15 protein-coding genes are annotated in these 18,062 nt (G+C 70.5%); 8 read left to right on the forward strand and 7 right to left on the reverse strand.

Annotated elements, in window-relative coordinates:
* The first annotated feature begins 974 nt into the window (after nt 1-974).
* The 5 genes from ACYQ8L_RS04700 (at nt 975) to ACYQ8L_RS04720 (ending at nt 5,252) form a co-directional block, all read left to right on the forward strand.
* On the forward strand, nt 975-1,754 hold the full coding sequence (locus tag ACYQ8L_RS04700; RefSeq protein ID WP_459940616.1) for a hypothetical protein: 780 nt from the start codon (nt 975-977) through the stop codon (nt 1,752-1,754).
* 32 nt (nt 1,755-1,786) lie between these two features.
* Nucleotides 1,787-2,626: an MBL fold metallo-hydrolase gene (locus ACYQ8L_RS04705; protein WP_459940617.1), complete on the forward strand. Its 840-nt coding sequence runs from the start codon at nt 1,787-1,789 to the stop codon at nt 2,624-2,626.
* 62 nt (nt 2,627-2,688) lie between these two features.
* Nucleotides 2,689-3,726 carry an S-methyl-5-thioribose-1-phosphate isomerase gene (mtnA, locus tag ACYQ8L_RS04710; RefSeq protein ID WP_459940618.1) on the forward strand — a complete coding sequence of 346 codons (1,038 nt, stop codon included), beginning with the start codon at nt 2,689-2,691 and terminating at the stop codon, nt 3,724-3,726.
* Between the two features lie 49 nt (nt 3,727-3,775).
* Nucleotides 3,776-4,444 (forward strand): outer membrane protein assembly factor BamD, encoded by a 669-nt coding sequence (locus ACYQ8L_RS04715; protein WP_459940619.1) that lies wholly within the window; start codon nt 3,776-3,778, stop codon nt 4,442-4,444.
* A 100-nt stretch (nt 4,445-4,544) separates the two neighbouring features.
* Entirely contained in the window at nt 4,545-5,252 is a 708-nt protein-coding gene (locus ACYQ8L_RS04720; protein WP_459940620.1) for a tetratricopeptide repeat protein, read from the forward strand.
* A gap of 269 nt (nt 5,253-5,521) precedes the next feature.
* On the opposite strand, the gene ACYQ8L_RS04725 is transcribed toward ACYQ8L_RS04720, so the two are convergent.
* The 7 genes from ACYQ8L_RS04725 to ACYQ8L_RS04755 form a co-directional block, all read right to left on the reverse strand.
* Nucleotides 5,522-7,057 (reverse strand): Rne/Rng family ribonuclease, encoded by a 1,536-nt coding sequence (locus ACYQ8L_RS04725; protein WP_459940621.1) that lies wholly within the window; start codon nt 7,055-7,057, stop codon nt 5,522-5,524.
* Between the two features lie 257 nt (nt 7,058-7,314).
* Entirely contained in the window at nt 7,315-9,819 is a 2,505-nt protein-coding gene (locus ACYQ8L_RS04730) for a TIGR03960 family B12-binding radical SAM protein (RefSeq protein WP_459940622.1), read from the reverse strand.
* 153 nt (nt 9,820-9,972) lie between these two features.
* On the reverse strand, nt 9,973-10,266 hold the full coding sequence (locus ACYQ8L_RS04735) for a hypothetical protein (protein ID WP_459940623.1): 294 nt from the start codon (nt 10,264-10,266) through the stop codon (nt 9,973-9,975).
* Between the two features lie 155 nt (nt 10,267-10,421).
* Nucleotides 10,422-11,012 carry an HD domain-containing protein gene (locus ACYQ8L_RS04740; protein WP_459940624.1) on the reverse strand — a complete coding sequence of 197 codons (591 nt, stop codon included), beginning with the start codon at nt 11,010-11,012 and terminating at the stop codon, nt 10,422-10,424.
* Between the two features lie 7 nt (nt 11,013-11,019).
* A complete protein-coding gene (locus tag ACYQ8L_RS04745; RefSeq protein ID WP_459940625.1) occupies nt 11,020-12,966 on the reverse strand; it encodes a transketolase C-terminal domain-containing protein in 1,947 nt (648 codons plus the stop codon).
* A gap of 51 nt (nt 12,967-13,017) precedes the next feature.
* Nucleotides 13,018-13,353, reverse strand: a complete 336-nt coding sequence (locus ACYQ8L_RS04750) for a hypothetical protein (protein ID WP_459940626.1) — start codon at nt 13,351-13,353, stop codon at nt 13,018-13,020.
* A 74-nt stretch (nt 13,354-13,427) separates the two neighbouring features.
* Complete coding sequence (locus ACYQ8L_RS04755) at nt 13,428-14,963, reverse strand: YifB family Mg chelatase-like AAA ATPase (protein ID WP_459940627.1); 1,536 nt, start codon at nt 14,961-14,963, stop codon at nt 13,428-13,430.
* Nucleotides 14,964-15,216: 253 nt separating this feature from the next.
* Here ACYQ8L_RS04755 and rsmI point away from each other — a divergent pair, with 253 nt between their 5' ends.
* From rsmI to ACYQ8L_RS04770, 3 genes are all read left to right on the forward strand, one after another.
* Nucleotides 15,217-16,074, forward strand: coding sequence for a 16S rRNA (cytidine(1402)-2'-O)-methyltransferase (gene rsmI, locus ACYQ8L_RS04760; RefSeq protein ID WP_459940628.1), 858 nt, complete (start codon nt 15,217-15,219; stop codon nt 16,072-16,074).
* A 175-nt stretch (nt 16,075-16,249) separates the two neighbouring features.
* Entirely contained in the window at nt 16,250-16,735 is a 486-nt protein-coding gene (locus tag ACYQ8L_RS04765; protein ID WP_459940629.1) for a cytochrome c3 family protein, read from the forward strand.
* A 133-nt stretch (nt 16,736-16,868) separates the two neighbouring features.
* Nucleotides 16,869-18,005 carry a 3'-5' exoribonuclease YhaM family protein gene (locus ACYQ8L_RS04770; protein ID WP_459940630.1) on the forward strand — a complete coding sequence of 379 codons (1,137 nt, stop codon included), beginning with the start codon at nt 16,869-16,871 and terminating at the stop codon, nt 18,003-18,005.
* Nucleotides 18,006-18,062: the final 57 nt, after the last annotated feature.

The following is an 18,062-nucleotide window of genomic DNA, read 5'->3' on the forward strand; positions in this document are numbered from 1 at the left end:
CCCAGGCCGGAGCTACCCCCGGCAGAAACGTGTGAGGAATCGCCACAAGATCCAGGCCTACAAGCCTGTCGGCTAAACTTAATGACATTGTCAAACGTATTGCCGGAGGCGGGCGGGGGACTGGTTCCGGCCGGGCGCGAGTGCGGCACCCTTTCCGCCGCGCCTTCTCACGCGGTTGTCAGCCCGGTAGGCTGGGGCATGGGTGGAGGGAGTTCTGGATCTTCCAAGTAACTTCCCGCTGGGACGCTAGGAGGCTAGGACGCTAGGACGCGAAAATCCTTTGGGATTCCAGCGTCGGCGGTTGTCCCTACTCGTGGGAGCGGCTTTCGAGCCGCGACCATGTTCCTTCGGGCCTTCGGCCCGGATCGCGGCGGGGACGCCGCTCCTACCCCTGAGCCACGTCTCGGGCGTTACTGTCATGCACAGTGGGGCCCCAAAGGGGCGTTGGGGAGCTTCCAAGTAACTTCAATCCACGGTTGCCGGTCTCGCGGTCTTCGGTCCCGTGGTCCAGACGGCCACGGTTCACCGTGTGGCCGAGGCGGAAGTTCTTATTTCTGCGAACAGGCCGCGCCTCGCGGCCTACCGGAGCTTCCAACTGACACGGAGTCGTCGCCCGCGTCTTGGGGGGCAAAGGGCCTCCGTGTCAGAAATCGGACATCAGGGGACAGAGGTCGGTGCACATCGGCGCCACCGAATCCTGTCGGCTGAATTCTGATTTCTGTTCACCGGTACGGCCGCACCCCACTCTCCACCCGCCCCCCCACCCGCTGGTTTCCGTAGCGACCAGAAGGATCTGACAAGACGTCCGTTGGTTTTGGTAACCGCGGGCCGCCCTTCGGCATCCAATATTCCGCAATTTACCGAGAAACTGCTTGCTGAGTGTCCAGGCTGTGGCAAAACGATTCTGCGCGCCACTTCCCTGCAGGGATTCCGGCGTGTGCCGACGCCACACCACAACCCGAAAGGAGGACGTCATGCGCAAACGATCGATTCTCTCTACCCTCTTTGTCCTCACACTCATCTGGTCGGCCGCGGCTTCCGCGGCCCAGACCCATCTCACCATCCGGGCCCGAGCGCACGACGCGAAGTTCATCGGCTCCGGGGTCGGCGGCATGGATGTCGCGGTATACGACGCCGTCACCGGGGCGCTGCTCGCCTCCGGTCGGATCGAAGGGGGCACGGGCAACACGAACGTTCTGATGAAAGAACCGGCGGCAAGGGGCCAGCGGTTGTCGAACGATGCCACCGCGGCGTTCGTGGCCGCGATCGACATCTACCGGCCCACAAAGGTCAAGGTGGTGCTCCGGGGTCCCTTGGCGGCCGGCAACAACGTTCAGGAGGCGTCCCGCACGCTCTGGGTGCTGCCAGGACAGGACATTACCGGCGACGGCATCGTCTTCGACATTCAGGGGTTCCTGGTGTATCCGGTGTCGCCGGCCCCCCACCAGTTTTTTGCCTTGGGCGACGAAATCCCGGTGGAGGCACAGGTGGGCATGATGTGCGGCTGCCCCATCAAACCCGACGGGCTATGGGATGCCAACCGGTATGCGGTGAAAGCCACGGTCGAGAGGAACGGAGAACCCGTCGCGCACCTGGACCTGGCCTATGCCGGCAGCACCAGCCGGTTCCGCACAACGTATCGGCCGGAGAAACCGGGCAACTACCGCATCGTCGTGACGGCGGCGGATCCGGCCACCAACAACTTCGGGGTGGGGGTCACGAGTTTCGTGGTGACGGCGCCGAAGAAGAAGTAGACTCCGGTCCGACAACCCGAAAGGAGGCAGCCGTGGCATACCGAATCCGCGTTCTGTGCGAAAACAGCGTCGCGGCCCCGTTCGGCCTGGTGGGGGAACACGGCTGGGCCGCGTGGGTCGAAACGCCCGACGGGGAGTGGTTGTTCGACACCGGCCAGGGGGTGGGCCTGGCCCGAAACGCGGCGGCGTTGCGCATCGACCTCTCTCGAGCGCGGGGGATCGCCCTGAGCCATGGGCACTACGACCACACCACGGGGCTTCCCGACGCCCTTCGGGCCCAAACCCGCCCCGTGAGCGTGTTCGCCCACCCGGATGCGTTTCTCACCCGCTATTGGGTGAAGGACGGAAACCAGCGGGAGATCGGGATTCCCTTCAAGCGCGAATTTCTCGAGAGCCTCGGCGCCCGGTTCGACGTGGCCCGGGAGTTCCGGGAGATCGGCCCCGGGGTTTTCCTCACCGGGGAAATCCCACGTGTGACGGACTTCGAACCCACGGATCCCACGATGAAGCTCCCCGACGGCCCGGGGAGGTGGCGTCAGGACCCCTTGCTGGACGATCAGGCCCTCGTGCTGGACACCCCGGAGGGGCTCGTCGTGGTCCTGGGGTGCGCCCACGCGGGCCTCGTCAACACCCTCCGGCACATCCGCTCCAGGATGCCCAACCGGCCGATCCACACCGTGGTGGGGGGTACCCACCTGGGATTCGCCCAGGACCGCCAATTCGAACAGACACTGGACCACCTGGCCGAGTTCGAGGTGAAGCGCCTGGCCGCGTCCCACTGTACGGGGCTTGGGGTGGCATCTCGGTTGGCGGCCGCCCTGGGCGAGCGGTTTTCCTTTGCCGCAGTGGGGGTCACCCTGGAAGTCGGGTAGAGGCAAACGGGCGGGCGTGGTACACTCGCCCGCCCGTTTTCCTCGTCCACCGGGGTGATCCCATGAACACGGTTCGACCGATCGAGTGGACCGGCGAGGCCCTGCGGCTTTTGGACCAGCGCCGGCTCCCCACCGAGGAGATCGTCCACACCTACGCCGACGCCGAGGCCGTGGCCCGGGCCATCGAGGACATGGTGGTGCGCGGGGCCCCGGCCATCGGGGTCACGGCGGCCTACGGCCTGGTGCTGGCGGCCCGGGCCGCCCGGGCAGAGCCGGCCGAGCGGTTCCGGGAGCGGGTGGAGGCCGCGGCCGGGCGACTGGGCCGCACCCGGCCCACGGCCGTGAACCTGTTCTGGGCCCTGGACCGGTTGCGGGGGGTGCTGGAAAGCACCTGGGCCGACCCGGCGCACTCCGTCAGCGCCCTGGAGGCCGAGGCCCGGGCCATCGAGGCCGAGGACCTCGAGGCCTGCCGGGCCATGGGCCGGCTGGGGGCCGAACTCCTCCCCGACCCCTGCACCGTGCTCACCCACTGCAACGCCGGGGCCCTCGCCACGGCCGGGTACGGCACGGCCCTGGGGGTGATCCGGGCCGCGGCCGAGGCCGGTAAGCGGGTGCGGGTGCTCGCCGACGAGACCCGGCCGTTCCTCCAGGGGGCCCGACTCACCGCCTGGGAACTCCACAAGGACGGGATCCCGGTCACCCTGATCACCGACAACATGGCCGGGTACCGGATGAAGCTCGGCGGGGTGGACGCCGTGGTCGTGGGGGCCGACCGGATCACGTCCACGGGCGACGTGGCCAACAAGATCGGCACCTATTCCCTGGCCGTTCTGGCCCGGGAGCACAGGATCCCCTTCTACGTGGCGGCCCCCCTGTCCACCATCGACTTCTCCCTCGCCTCGGGCGACGAGATCCCGATCGAGGAGCGCGACCCCTCCGAGGTCACCCACTGCGGCGGCGCCCGGATCGCCCCGGAGGGCGTGGGGGTGTGGAACCCGGCCTTCGACGTCACGCCGGCCGGACTCGTCACCGCCATCGTCACCGAGCGGGGGGTGGCCCGTCCCCCCTACAAGAGCTCCCTTGCGGCCCTGCGGCGTTGACGCGCCCGGGCTTTGCCGGTAGGGTTTTCGCCAACCACGGAGGCACGCCTTGTCCCGACCCCTGCGGCTTCTCCTCTGCCTGGCTTTCGCCGGACTTCTCGCCGGATGCTGGGGCGCCCAGCGCCTGGAGGACCTCTCCCCGGCCGAACTCTACACCCGGGCCCAGGAGGCCGTGGAGAAGTACCGGTACGAGGAGGCCCAGCAGCTCATCGACCGGATCCGGGACGACCACCCCTTCTCCAAGTTCGCCACCGAGGCCGAGCTCCTCGAGGCCGACATGCTCTACCGGCAGGAGAAGTACGAGGAGGCCGCCGCGGCCTACCGGGGCTTCGAGGAGCTCCACCCCACCCACCCCAAGGTCCCCTACGCCCTCTTCCGCCGGGGGATGAGCTACTACGAGATCAGCCAACCCCCCGACAAGGACCAAACTCCAACCCACAGAGCGCTCGAGGCGTTCCAGAAGCTCCTCTACGCCCACCCCAAGAGCGAGTACGCGGCCGAGGCCCAGGAGAAGGTGCGGGAACTCCGGGAGCGCCTGGCCGCCCACGAGATGTACGTGGCCCGGTACTACCTGCGTAAACAGCGCTTCACCGCCGCCCTGGAGCGGCTCCAGGGGCTCGTGCAGGCCTACCCGGAGTCACCCCTCAGGGACGAGGCCCTCCAACTCGCGCTCCAGATCCAGCCCGAGGCCGAGCGCGAACGGGCCGAGGCGCAGTAGAGGGGCGGGTGGGGGGGCGAACCCCGCCACCGCGCGGCGCGTGCACGGACATCGCGGGAACGGCCTCCGGCCGCCCGGCAGACCGAAGGGAGGTGTTCGCGTGGACTCGGCGATCGTGGAACTCACCCACCTGGGCCGCGAGGCCTTTGCGGACGGCCGGTACGACGAGGCCGAGCGGTACCTCCGGAAGCTCCTCGGCATGGGGTGCCGGTTCGCCGACATCTTCAACATGCTGGGGGCGATCGCCTTCAGCAAGGGCGACCGGGAGGGGGCGGTGGACCTGTTCCGGGAGGCCCTCGACATCAACCCCCACTACACCGAGGCGCTCCTGAACCTGGCCGTGGTTCTCAATGAGCTCGGACGCTACGACGACGCGGCCGAGGCGTTCCAGAAGGCCCGGCGGGCCTCCCGGGTGGACCAGGGCGCGGTGGACCCCTATATCAAGGGCCGGCTCGCCAACCTCCACGCCGACATCGCCGAGATCTACCACAGCCTGGGCATGCTGGCCGAGGCCGAGGCCGAGTACCAAAAGGCCCTGAACCTGGGGCCCACCTTCCCCGATCTGCGCACCCGGGTGGGCGTGCTCTACCGGGACATGGGCCGGTACGAGGAGGCCATCGCCGAGTTCGAGCGGGTCAAGCGGGAGCACCCCCACTACACCGAGGCCGGCATCCAGCTCGGCATCACCCACTACAGCCGCGGCGACGTGGAGCTTGCGGTGGAGGAGTGGAACCGGGTCTTGGAGCGGTCGCCGGAAAACCCCAAGGCCCTGATGTACCTGCGGCTGGCCGAGCGGGAGCAGGTGTGAGGGAGGCTGGAAGGCTGGGAGACGGCTGGAAAGCTAGGAATCTAGGAGGCCGGGAAGCGAGAGCGCCGAAGATCCGCAGATATTTGCCAGCGCACCCGGCAGGAGGGGCGCGATGGCGGAGGCGGACTCTCTGTTGCGGGCCTATGGCCCGGATCGCGGCGTGGACGCCGCTCCTACAGGGGCCCCGAACCGGCCGTTCTTTCCGGCCGCCCATCCCGGCGGAACCCGCCCAGCCGCCCAGCCGCCTCGCCGCCCCGCCGCCCCGCCGCTCAGCCCTTTCCCTCCGCGATCCGGAACTCCTCCTGGTGGAGCCCCGGGCGGGCCTTCAGCACGATCTGCTTCCCGAGGGTCTTCTCCAGGGCCTCCAGCCCGGACCGCTCCTCGTCGTAGAGGTAGTGCACCACCTCGGGGTGGGCCTCCACGACGATGGTGTCCGACACGAGGTGGTGGCGCCGCCGCCGGATCTCCCGGAACACATCGTAGGCCACGGTGGCGCGGCTTCGCACGTACCCCTTGCCCTCGCAGTAGGGGCACGGCTCGCACAGCATCCGCCCCAGGTCCTCGTGGACCCGCTTGCGGGTCATCTCCACGAGCCCCAGGCTCGAGATCTCCAGCAGATTCGTCTTCGCCCTGTCCTTCTTGAGCTCGGCCTCCAGGGTCTCGAACACCTTCCGGCGGTTCTCCTCCACCTCCATGTCGATGAAATCGATGATGATGATCCCGCCGATGTTCCGGAGCCGAAGCTGGTAGGCGATCTCCCGGGCGGCCTCGAGGTTGGTCTTGAGGATCGTCTCCTCGAGGTTGCGCTTGCCCACGTAGGAGCCGGTGTTGACGTCGATCGCCGTGAGGGCCTCGGTGCGCTCGATCACGATGTAGCCGCCGCTCTTGAGCCACACCCGCCGTTCCAGGGCCTTGGAGATCTCGATCTCGATGTCGTAGAAGCTGAAGATCGGCTCGGGCCGGTTGTAGAGCTCCACCAAGGGCCGGGCCTTGGGCACGTAGGTGGTGACGAAGTCCAGGATCTTCCGGTACTCCTCGGCCGAGTCCACCACGATCCGCTTGACCTCGGGGGTGTAGAGGTCGCGGATGGCCCGGAACGAGATGTCGAGGTCGCAGTGGAGCAGGTTGGGGGCCGACACCCGGGCCGAACGCTCCACGATGTCGTCCCACAGCCGGGTCAGGAACTCCATCTCCGGCCCGATGTCGTCCTCGGAGCACCCCTCGGCCGCGGTGCGCACGATGAACCCGCCGGGGCCGGTGCGAAGCCCCGCCACCACCTCCCGCAGCCGGGCCCGCTCCGCGTCGTCGGTGATCCGGCGCGACACCCCCACGTGGCTCACGTGGGGCAGATACACCACGTGCCGGCCGGGGAGGCTCACGTACTGGGTGATCCGCGCCCCCTTGCGGCCCAGGGGCTCCTTGGCCACCTGCACCAGGATCTCCTGGCCCTCGTGGAGGAGATCCTCGATGGGGGCCGCCGGTTTCGAGGGCCGCAGCGGCACGTCGTCCGCGTCCTCCTCCAACCCGAACAGCTCCTCGTACTCCCGCTGGTCGGAATAGACGTCCGACACATAGAGAAACGCCGCCTTCTCGAGCCCGATGTCCACGAAGGCCGCCTGCATGCCGGGCAGCACCCGCACCACCCGGCCCTTGTAGATGTTCCCCACGACCCGGCGGTCCTTCACGTGCTCGATGTAGAGCTCCGTCAGGACCTTGTTTTCCAGGAGCGCCACCCGGGTGTCCTGGGGGGTCGCGTTGATCACGATCTCCTTGGAGACGCTGGGGGCGGCTTCGGTGTCGGCCATGGTCGGCTCCGGTCTGTCGGCTGGAAAGCTGGAAAGCTGGGAAGCTGGAAGGCTCGGCGGCTAGGAAGCCAAACCCCTTCCCCGCCCCAAGTGGGAAAAAGCCCGTCACCCTGGCGAGAACGGCCCGCCGGAACGCCTCCGCCCGGCGGCGTGAGTCCCCCGTACCGGCTCGCACGCGGGCGGCCCGGCCCGGAAGCAGGATCGTCTCTCCTCCGCGTTCTCCGTGCCCTCCGTGGTACCCCGCATACCCGGTCCCGTCACGCGAGGCGCATCCGCACCTTCACGATGCGCTCGCAGGCCCGCACGCCGTCGGGCAGCCCGGCCAGGGTGTGCAGGAGGTCCTCCGGGGTCACGGCCGTGCCGTTCTCGTCGCGGCGGATCCGCACGAACACCCGGCCGGCGTCGGCCCACAGCCCCTCCACGAACCGCCGGGCGTCCAACACGCGGTCGGCCTTGTTTTTCCGGCGTTTCACCACCGGAAACCCGGCCGCAGCCCAGAACCCCTCGATCCGGGCGGGCCACCCTCCCTGGTCCCGCACCGCCGCATCGGCCTCGGCCGAGGGCACCACCTCGTACTCCTCCCGGGTGTTCCCACCGGTAAGCCCCTTGGCGTCGGGGCCCAACACCCACAGGGCGTCCACCCGCAGGCCCTCGGGCAGGTGGGCGTTCAGCCGTTCCTGCGTCTCGGCCAGGGGCGGCACGGTCCACACCTTGACGTCGGCCAGTTCCGCCCGGCTTTCCGTGCCGAGCGGCAGGGCCGGCCCCAGCACCAGCCGGGGCTGGGGATGGAACCCCCGGGAGTACACGAGGTCCACGCCGGCGGCCCGCAGGGCCCGGTGGAGCGCGCCCACGGTCTCCAGGTGGGCCAGGAACGAGGCCGGGCCCATCTTCTCGAACCGGAACCGGACCCGGGGCACCTGGGAGAGGTCCTCGGTTTCCTCCGGCGGCTCGGCCCGGGGCGGGTACTCGGCCGGCGGGCTTTTTCGAGGCCGAACCTCGTCGAAATCGCACAACCCGCACCCCTGGCACGCCCCGTCCCGGCAGTCGGGGGTGGGCTCCGCCCGCTGGGCCCGCTCCCATTCGCCCCTGAGGAACGCCGGGTCCACCCCGAGGTCCACCACGTCCCAGGGCTGGGGCGCGCCCGGGTCGCGCTCGGCGAGGAACGCCTCGGGATCGAGCCCGGCCTCGGCGAACGCCTCCTCCCAGAGGTCCCACCGGAACTCCCCGGTCCAGGCGTCCATGCGGCAGCCCCGGCGGTAGGCCGCCTCGATCACGTCGGCGAGCCGCCGGTCGCCCCGGGCGATCACCCCCTCGAGCAGGCTCATCCGGGCGTCGTGCCAGCGCAGCTCCACGTTGCCCCGGCGCAGGCGTTCCTTGAAAAACGCCTGGATCTCCTCGGTCTCGGCGATCCCGATCTGCCGGGCCCACTGGAACGGCGTGTGGGGCTTGGGCACGAAGGTGGAGAGGCTCACCCCCACCCGGCCCCGGCCCTTGGGCGCGGCCTGGGCCACCCGGCGCACGAGCTCCACGATGGCCTCCCGGTCTTCGGGGGTCTCGGTGGGAAGCCCGATCATGAAATAGAGCTTCAGGCCCTTCCAGCCGGCCGCGAACACCTTGTGGACCGCGCCGAAGATCTCAGCCTCGGTGATGTTCTTGTTGATGACCCGGCGAAGCCGATCGGTTCCGGCCTCGAGGGCCAGGGTGAACCCGGTTTTCCGCACCCGGCGGATCTCCTCGAGCACCCGGTCGTCGAGGCTGTCCACCCGGAGGCTCGGCAGGCTCACGGCCGTGCGCTTCGGGGCGTGCTCGGCCATGAGCCGGACGAGCAGGGGGCCGATCGCCGAGTAGTCCCCGGTCGAGAGCGACAGGAGCCCCACCTCGTCGTACCCGGTTTCGGCGAGCCCCCGGCCGACCGATTCGAGCACCTGCCCGGCCGGCCGTTCCCGCACGGGCCGGTAGTAGAACCCGGCCTGGCAGAACCGGCACCCCCGGGTGCACCCGCGGCACACCTCCACGGAGAGCCGGTCGTGGACGGTGCCGATGAAGGGCACGAGGGGCCGCTCCGGCGGAGGAGCGTCGGCCAGGTCCGGAAGCACCCGCCGTCGCACCCGCACCGGGGGCTCGAACCCCGCAAACCGGCCGGCCTCGAACCGGGGCCGGGTGCGCGCGGGCAGGTACACCCCCTCCACCCGTCCCAGGGCCTCCAGCCGGGCCGCCCGGTCGGGGCCGGCGGCCTCCAGCACCCGGGCCATCTCCACCACGGCCTCCTCCCCGTCGCCCACGAACACGGCGTCGAAGAACGGGGCGAAGGGCTCCGGGTTGGCCGCCACGGGCCCCCCGGCCACCACCAGCGGGTCGCCTTCGGTCCGGTCGGCGGCCCGCAGGGGGATCCCGCCGAGATCGAGCATCAGGAGCACGTTGGTGATCGAGAGCTCATAGGGCAGCGTGAACCCCACGAGGTCGAACTCCCGGAGGGGCCGGCCCGATTCCCGGGTCACCAGGGGCCAGCCCCGCCGGCGCAGGAGGGCCTCCATGTCCTTCCACGGGGCGTAGGCCCGCTCCGCCAGGACCCCCTCGGCGCGGTTCAGGGCGTGGTAGAGCACCGGCAGGCCCGCGTGGCTCATGCCGATCTCGTACACGTCCGGGAAGCACAGGGCCACCCGCACCCGGGCCGCGGCCCAGTCCTGGACCACGGCCCCGACCTCCAGGCCCTCGTACCGGCCCGGCTTTTCCACCTCGAGCAGTGCGCGTCCGTATCGCATGGGGTCCTTACGAGGGGCTGGGCGGCTCGGCCGCCGGGCGGCCCGGCGGCTCACCCGCTTCCGAGCCCCATCTCGTCGCCAGCGGAAACCTGCAGGAGCGTCCCCTCCCCAGGGGGCACAGGGGCCGGGTCAGGGAGACGGCACGTCGCGCCGTCAATGGACCCTCCCCCGGCTGGCCTGGGACTCCCCCGCGGCCCGGAGGCCCAGGGGATCGTCCAGGAACGACGCCTTGCACGCGGGGCACAGGAGAAACCCCTGGGACTGGTACACGTCCTTTCCGGCCTCTGGGGAGTCCGGCGCGTCGATGGCCCGCATGAACGCCTCCAGGTCCTCCATCTCCCCCTGGTCGGGCAGCACGCCGTCGAAATCGGCCGTCACGTGGATCGTCACCAGGTATTTGAGGCTGCCCGCCGGCAGATCCACGCCGCACCGGTCGCATCGGGCCATGGCCGCGCCTCCGCAAAACGAAACCGTAAGGGGATGGATTCAAACACACCCGGCCGCGGCCCCACAACCCGCGGGGGCGCGGGACCGGCGCGCGGACGCGTGTAGGGGAATCCAGAAGGGGTCGGGGTTCCCCCGGGGGCCCCTTTGCCAGGAACTCAGCCCTCGAGGGCCGAATCCCGGACCGCCCGGGTCAGGTCATCGGGGGTGAACGGCAGGGATCGGAACAGCTTTTCCTCGAGGCGCCGGGTGCGGTCCCAGTTGGCCCGGATCCGGGCCTCGGCCTCGGCGTTTCCCTTGGCGTAGCGGTGGATCAGGTCCTCGAACCGCTCGGCCAGGCTCACCACCTCCTCGTGGCGGACCCGCTTGTCGCTGTAGTTGAGGACCTCGGCCTCCCCCACCGGGCCTTCGGGGTCGAAGGAGGCGAGTTCCACGTGCTGGCCGACCAGGTCGGCCACGGCCTCGTACCCGGCCTCCCGGAGGATCTCCGCGCCCTCCCTCGCGTGGTCCTGGAGCGACCCGAAGCACCGGGCCTTGGCCACGTCGTGGAGCACGGCCGCCGCGTCGAGCAACGCGAGGTCGAGGGATTCCTCCCCGAACCGCCGCAGCCAGCCGCCCAGCACGCGAGCCACCCGGGCCACCTGTCGGCTGTGGCGGCGGATGTGGGGCGGCACACCCCACTCGTCCAGCAAGCGCTCCTGCTCCCCCGGCGCCGGGACCGGGGGGGAGACGTCGTGCAGGGGGGTCACCCGGCCCTCACCGCTTGAGGAACTTCGCGGCCCGGGCCACCAGGGCGCCGGCGTCGAGCCCCAACCGCCGGCGGGCCTCGCCGGCCTCGCCGGCCATGCCCACGCCCTCCACGCCCACGGCCAGGAGCCGGCACGAGATGCCCCGGGTCGCGATCACGTCGGCCACACGGGCCCCGAGGCCGGTGCGCACGTTGTGGTCCTCGTAGGTGATGACCCGGCCCTTGCGCAGGTGCTGCAGGAGCTCCGGATCCTCCACCTCCAACAGGGCGCCCGGCGACGGCACGTGGAGCACGGCCGGTTCCATGCCCCGCTCCTTCAAGGCCTCCCACGCTTCGATCGCGTCCAACACCAGGGGTCCCGTGGTCAGGATGACGCCCGAATCTCCGGGCCGAATCACGTCGACCCGGCCGTACTCGAAGGTGTAGCCGCAACCGAACAGGGGCTTTCCGTCGGCGTCGAGCACCACCGGGGTCGGCCCGTCCCAGATGCCCACGACCCAGTTGCCGGGCTCGGCGAACACGGCCCGGGCCACCCGGTCGAGCTGGTTTACGTCGGCCGGGAACACCAGGCGCCATCCCGGCAGGTTCTCCACCAGGCTCACGTAGTCGAGGCAAAGCCCGGCCCGGCCGCGGCGGCCGCCGTCGAGCCCCAGCCCCCCCGCGAACAGCTTGACGTGGGTGCGGTTGATCCCGTCGAGCCGCAGGCTCTGGAACGCCCCCTCCAGGGCGTCGGTGCCCCGGGCGAGCCACACCGGCACCCCGCCCGAGAGGCTGAACGTCCCCAGGGTAAGGGCGACCGTGTCGTGCTGCCCGCGCACCTCGAAGAACCGGTCCTTGGGCTTCGGCAGGCTCACCACCCCCCGGCCGACGGCCACCATTCCCTCGAACAGGACGACCGGCCCGGCGGTGTCGGAGGCGGCCTGGGCCTCCACCACGTCGTGGAGCACCGCGGCCAGCGCCTCGTTCCCGGAGACCTTCTCGCCGGCCCCGTACTCCCGGCCCCCCTCCGGGAGCTCCAAAACCGGCGCGTCCTCGGGCTCGTCCTCGGTGCTCAGATCGAACTCTCCGAACGCCGTGCGGTATTCCCGTTCCTCCTCCAGGGCCGGCTCCAGGCGGAGTTCCCGCATGGCCTCCTGGTACTCGTCCTCCGAGAACCGCACCTCGTGGTATTTGGGATCGTTCTCCATGAACGAGACCCCGTATCCCGAGGTGGTCCGGGCCACCACGAGCACCGGGGCGCTCTGGATCTGGATGGCCCGGCGGATGGCCCGGTAGATGTCATCGGGGTCGTGGCCGTTCACCTCGATCACGTCCCAGCCGTCGGCGATGTACTCGTACTTGATGCTCTGGAGGTACGCCTCGGCCGCCTTCCCGGTGGCCACCACCCCGTTGGCATCCATGAGCGCCGTGATCTGGTTCAGGCGGTTGCGCTTGGCGAACCGGCGGGCCTCGGCGACGATGCCCCGCTGCTGCTCGCCGTCGCTCATGACCACGAACACCTGGTTCTTGGCCCCGGCCACCCGGCCGGCCAGGGCAAACCCGCACGCGGCCGCCAACCCCGCGCCGGGCACCCCTCCGGTCCACTCCACCCCCGGGATCGCCCGGTTGGGAGCCCCTTCGAACACACTGCCGGCCTTGGCGAACAGGCTCACCGCATCGTCCCGGTCCACGAAGTCGAACCGGCCCAGGGTCGCATAGAGAGCCGCCGTGAGGTGGGGGGGACTCAGCACGATCCGGTCCCGCTTGGGGTCGTCGGGATCGCTGGGGCGCACGTTGGCGGCGGCGTAGAGGGTGACCAGGGTCTCGGCGCACGACAGGCATCCGGCCGGATGGCCCTCGCCGACCACCCGGATCATTTTGAGCACGTCGCCGCGCACCTGGCGGGCCACCTCCCGCAGGTTGCGCACCTGCTCCGCGGTCAGTTCCTCCTGCTTGAACCCCTTCGGCAACTGCATCCGCAACTCCTTGCCCCTCGGAACCGTGACAGACGCCCCCCGCACTCCGGCTTAGTCCTCGTCCTCGTCCAGGTCCTCGTCCTCCTCGTCCAGGTCCTCCTCGTCGTCTTCCTCCTCGAACGACTCGTAGGCCTTCCGGGCCACGGGGGTCCGAAGCAGTTTCGCCAACTCGGACAGGATCACCTGGACCGGGTTGTCGACGTCCTCGAGCTCGTCGGCCTCCACGTACTCGGCCAGCTCCTCGGCGGCCTCGGCCCGGAGTTCCTCGTCGAACAGGTCTTCCCAGGAGAACTCCATGTCCTCCACGGGCTCGCCGTCGCAGTAGAACACCACCCCGTCCTCGTCGTAGACCGCTTCCAGGCTCGACAGAATCTTCCGTTTCGGCATGGCTCCTCCTTCGCCGCCTCCGGACGAGAGAAAGACGCGGGAACATAGCATCGCGCCCCCCGGCTGACAAGGCCTCAGGCCCGGGAGAGCGTCTCGCGCACGGTCGTTCGGAACTGCAGGGCCTCCAGCACGTGCTCCCGGAGCACCTCCTCGACCCCCGCCAGATCGGCGATGGTGCGGGCCACCTTGAGGGCCCGGGTGTACGCCCGGGCCGAGAGCCCCAGGTGCTCCACCGCGTGCCGGAGAATCCGGTCGGCGTCGGCCGCCGGCGTGGCCCACCGGCGCACCGCCCGGCTCGACATGGCGGCGTTCGAGCGGATCGCGGTGCCGCGAAAGCGCTCCTCCTGGCGCCGGCGGGCGGCCTCCACCCGCGCCCGGATCTCCGCCGACGACTCCCCCGGCGGGCCCGTGTGGAGCTCCCGAAACGGCACGGCCGGCACATCCACCTGCAGGTCGAACCGATCGAGGAGCGGCCCGCTCACCCGGGTGCGGTACTTTCGGAGCGCGGCCGGAGAGCAGGCGCACGCGTGGTACGGGTCGCCCCAGTACCCGCAGGGGCAGGGGTTCATCGCCGCCACCAGCGTGAACCGGGCCGGGAACGTGAGCGAGGTGGTCGCCCGGGCGATCGTGACCTCCCCGTCCTCCAGGGGCTGGCGCAGCACCTCAAGCACGTTTCGCTTGAACTCCGGGAGTTCGTCGAGAAACAGGACGCCGTTGTGGGCCAGGCTGATCTCGCCGCACCGGGGCACCGTGCCGCCGCCGATCAGGCCCGCGTCGGAAATCGTGTGGTGGGGCGCCCGGAACGGTCGCCGGACCACGAGCGGGCTCGCCCCGTCCCGGATGCCCATGGCGCTGTAGATCCGGCTCGTCTCCAAGCACTCCTCCCAGGTCATGGGCGGCAGGATCGTGGGAAGCCGCCGGGCCAGCATGGTCTTGCCCGAACCCGGGGGACCCACCAGGAGCACGTTGTGGCCCCCGGCCGCGGCGATCTCCAGGGCCCGCTTCGCGTGGGCCTGCCCCCGGACCTCGGCGTAGTCCACGTCGTGGGTCTCTCGCGCGGCCAGGAGCTGGGCGAGGTCGGCCTTGACCGTCTCCAGGCCCCCGCCCCGAAGCCCCTCCACCAACTGGCCCAGGGAGTCCACCGGGTGCACCGTGAGTCCCCCCACCACGGCGGCCTCCTCGGCGTTCTCCCGGGGAACGCACAGCGCCGCAAACCCGAGCCGGCGGGACTCCAGGGCGATGGGGAGGACCCCCCGGACCGGGCGCACCCCGCCATCGAGGGCCAACTCCCCCAGAAACCCCATCCCTTCCGGGATCGGGACCGCCAAGTCGGGGTCGGCGGCTAGGACCGCGAGGGCAACCGGCAGGTCGAACCCGGCGCCCTCCTTCTTCACGTCGGCCGGTGCCAGGTTCACGGTGATCCGGTGGGGCGGAAACCGGTACCCCGTGTTTCGGATGGCCGACTTCACCCGGTCGCGGCTCTCCTTGACCGCCCCATCCGGCAACCCCACCACGGTGAACGATGGGAGCCCGTGGGCCACGTCCACCTCCACGTCCACCGGAAAGGCCTCGACCCCGAGCACCGCGGCCGACCGCACCCGTGCGAGCATCGGCTTCCCCCTACCGGTGGCCGCCCGGGCCGCCGTCCGGCGGCACGAGGCCGCCCCGTTGCCGCGCCGTTCGCGTCATCGCCTCCCTCCCCTCGGGGGTATGTCCCGGGGCCCGTCCGGACCGGCCCGGGCGCGTCCCGCGTCCGGCAACGTACCCAAGCGTTTCGGCCCCCGCAAGGGGCAGGGCTTTTCCCGGCACGGCCCGGGGGGGTAGAGTGCCGGCACCCCCTTTCGTCCGGAGCGATGCGGCACCATGACCCCCCGTGAGAAGGGCCGGCTCTTCGTCGTGGCGGTTCCCCTGGGCAACCCCGACGACATCACCCTGCGGGCGCTTCGCGTCCTGGCCGAAGCGGACCTCGTGGCGGCCGAGGACACCCGCACCGCGGCGAGGCTCCTCGCCCGCCACGGGATCGGCGTGCCCCTCGTGTCGTACCACGAGTGGAACGAGGAGGCCCGCGCCCGGCAACTCCTAGAGCGCCTGGAGCGGGGCGAAACGATCGCGCTGGTGTCGGAGGCCGGTACCCCCGGGATCAGCGACCCCGGGTTCGACCTGGTGCGTCTGGCCCGCACGGCCGGCCACCGGGTGGTGCCCGTGCCGGGTCCGAGCGCGGTGGCCGCCTTCCTGAGTGCCTCGGGGCTGCCCACCCACGCGTTTTCCTTTTTCGGGTTCCCTCCCAAACGGCGAACCGCCCGCCGCAGGCTCTTCGCGGAACTCGCCGGCCGCACCGAAACCCTGGTGTTTTACGAATCGCCCCACCGGGTGGTGGCCAGCCTCGAGGACGCCCTGGAGGCGTTCGGCGACCGCGAGGCCGCCCTGGCCCGGGAAATGACCAAACCCTACGAGGAGTTCCTCTTCGGCGCCCTGTCCGAGATCCTGGCCGAACTGCGGGGCCGGGACCGGGTGCGGGGGGAGGTCTGCTGGGGGGTGCGCGGACGGGATCCCAGGGAACCCGCCGGCGACCCCCTCGACCTCGAAACCTCGCTCTCCCGGGTGGAGTCCCGGGGGCTCCCGCCCCGCCAGGCGGCCAAGGAACTCGCAAAGCTGGCCGGGATCCCCACCGACGAGGCATACCAACTGCTCGCGGCCCGGCGAAAGGCCGGGGCCCCGTGAGGCGCAGTGGCGCCGGCCCGGGGTCCGACGGATTCCCCGTTTTCCGGCTTGACACCCCGGGAACCGATCGGGTAGCGTACCGGCGCCCGGCACGGGGAGGGGCCGGGCGAGGGGTTCCCGCTTGTTCCACTTTTCTTTTGGCCGACGCGATTCCCACCCCAAAGGAGGAGGAGCTATGAGGAAGCTGTTCGCCGCCGCCGTCGTTCTCGGTCTGGCCGCCCCGGCCGCCTGGGCCTATGGCCCCCACGACCCCAACTGCGTGGAATGCCACTCCATCCACTACGCTAAGGGCAAGGCCATCCTCGCCGTGGCGCCCAACACCAAGGAAAAGAACCCGGCCACCGGCAAGGGCGCCGAGGGCGACGCCGCCCTGTGCCTGGGCTGCCACAACGAGGACGAGGGCATCGTGCCGATCCACCTCGCCCAGACCCATCCCGTGGGCATGAAGCCCAACAAGGTGAAGGTGCCCGCCGAACTCCTGCGTAAGGACGGCACCCTGGGCTGCACGAGCTGCCACGATCCGCACCCCTCGAACCCCAACTACAAGTACCTGCGGGGCACGGTGGCCAAGGGTAGCGAGCTCGGCAAGTTCTGCGCCCTGTGTCACGGCGACAAGGCCGACATGGGCGCCTTTGCCAAGGCCCCGGCGAAGAAGAAGTAGCGCCACCGAGAATAGGCACCCAAAGGAGGGCTTCGGCCCTCCTTTTTTCATCCTTGGGCACGGGTTTGCCTGGGGGCGCCCGCCCCGGTACCCTTGTGGTTTCGTCGCCCCCCCTTTTTGATGGAGGACCCCCTTGGCCCAGAAGCGCCGGACCGTACGATCCCTCAAGCAGCACCGGGGCTCTGAGGCGGAGTTCGTGGACCTGTTCCGGCTGGGCGCTCTGTCGAGCGCGGTGAGCTCCCGGGGCGACCGGTACCTCCGACTCACGCTGGAGGACCGCACGGGCTCCATCGAGGGGTTCGTGTGGCAGGACGTGGAGCTGTACGAGGGAGCGGCGGCCCCCGGGGACATGGTGGAGGTCCGGGCCCGGCTCCGGACCCACCGGGACCGGCCCCAGCTGCACGTGGCCTGGCTCCGGCGGCTCGACGAGGCGGAACTCCAGGAGCTCGACCTCTCGGAGCTACGTCCCGGTCTCGACCGGGACGCCCTGGACGCCTGCTGGAAGCGGGTGGAAGGAGCCCTCGGGGAGATCGCCGACCCCAACCTCCGGCGGCTCGTGGCGAGCTATCTGGAAGAGCCGGGGTTCCGGGAGACCTTCGAGGAGGCCCGCGCCGCGAAATCCATGCACCACGCCTACGCCGGGGGTCTCCTGGAGCACACGGCCACCCTCCTCGATCTCGCCCGGTCGGTTGCTACCGTGTACGGCGACCGCCTGAACCGGGATCTCCTGCTCACGGGGGCATTCCTTCACGACGTGGCCAAGATCCGGGAGTTCGAGGACGTGACCGGCGAATACACCAACGCCGGCCGGCTCGTGGGACACATCGCCCTCGGGGTGACCGAGATCGACCGCCGCACCCGGGAGCTCCCGGGGTTCCCCGAGGACCTGAAACTCCACCTCATGCACCTCGTGCTCGCCCACCACGAGCGGGCCGAGTGGGGCTCGCCCGTGAAGCCCCAGACCCTCGAGGCCCTCGTTCTCCACCACCTGGACCTCCTGGACGCCCGGGTCGGGGGAGCGGCCGCCTGGATCGAGCAGGAAGGCGTGGCCCCCGGCCAGTGGACCGGGTTCTGGCGCGGCGGGGAGACCCAACTCCAGCGCACCCCCGCCTTCGAGACCCCCGAGGAGGAGGTCCCGCCGTTCCAGGACATCGAGGCCCATTTCCTCCGGGAGGAAGCTGCGCCAGAGCCGGAGGCTGCGCAGGAGCCGGAGGCCGAGGAATCCCCCCCCAAGCCGGCCAAACCGGCCCGGCAGCCGACCCTGTTCTGACTCTCTGAGGGGGCCGGTAAACCCCGGGCGGACCGCGCGCGTCCTAAAGGGCACGAA

It is taken from the genome of Deferrisoma palaeochoriense, assembly GCF_054656955.1.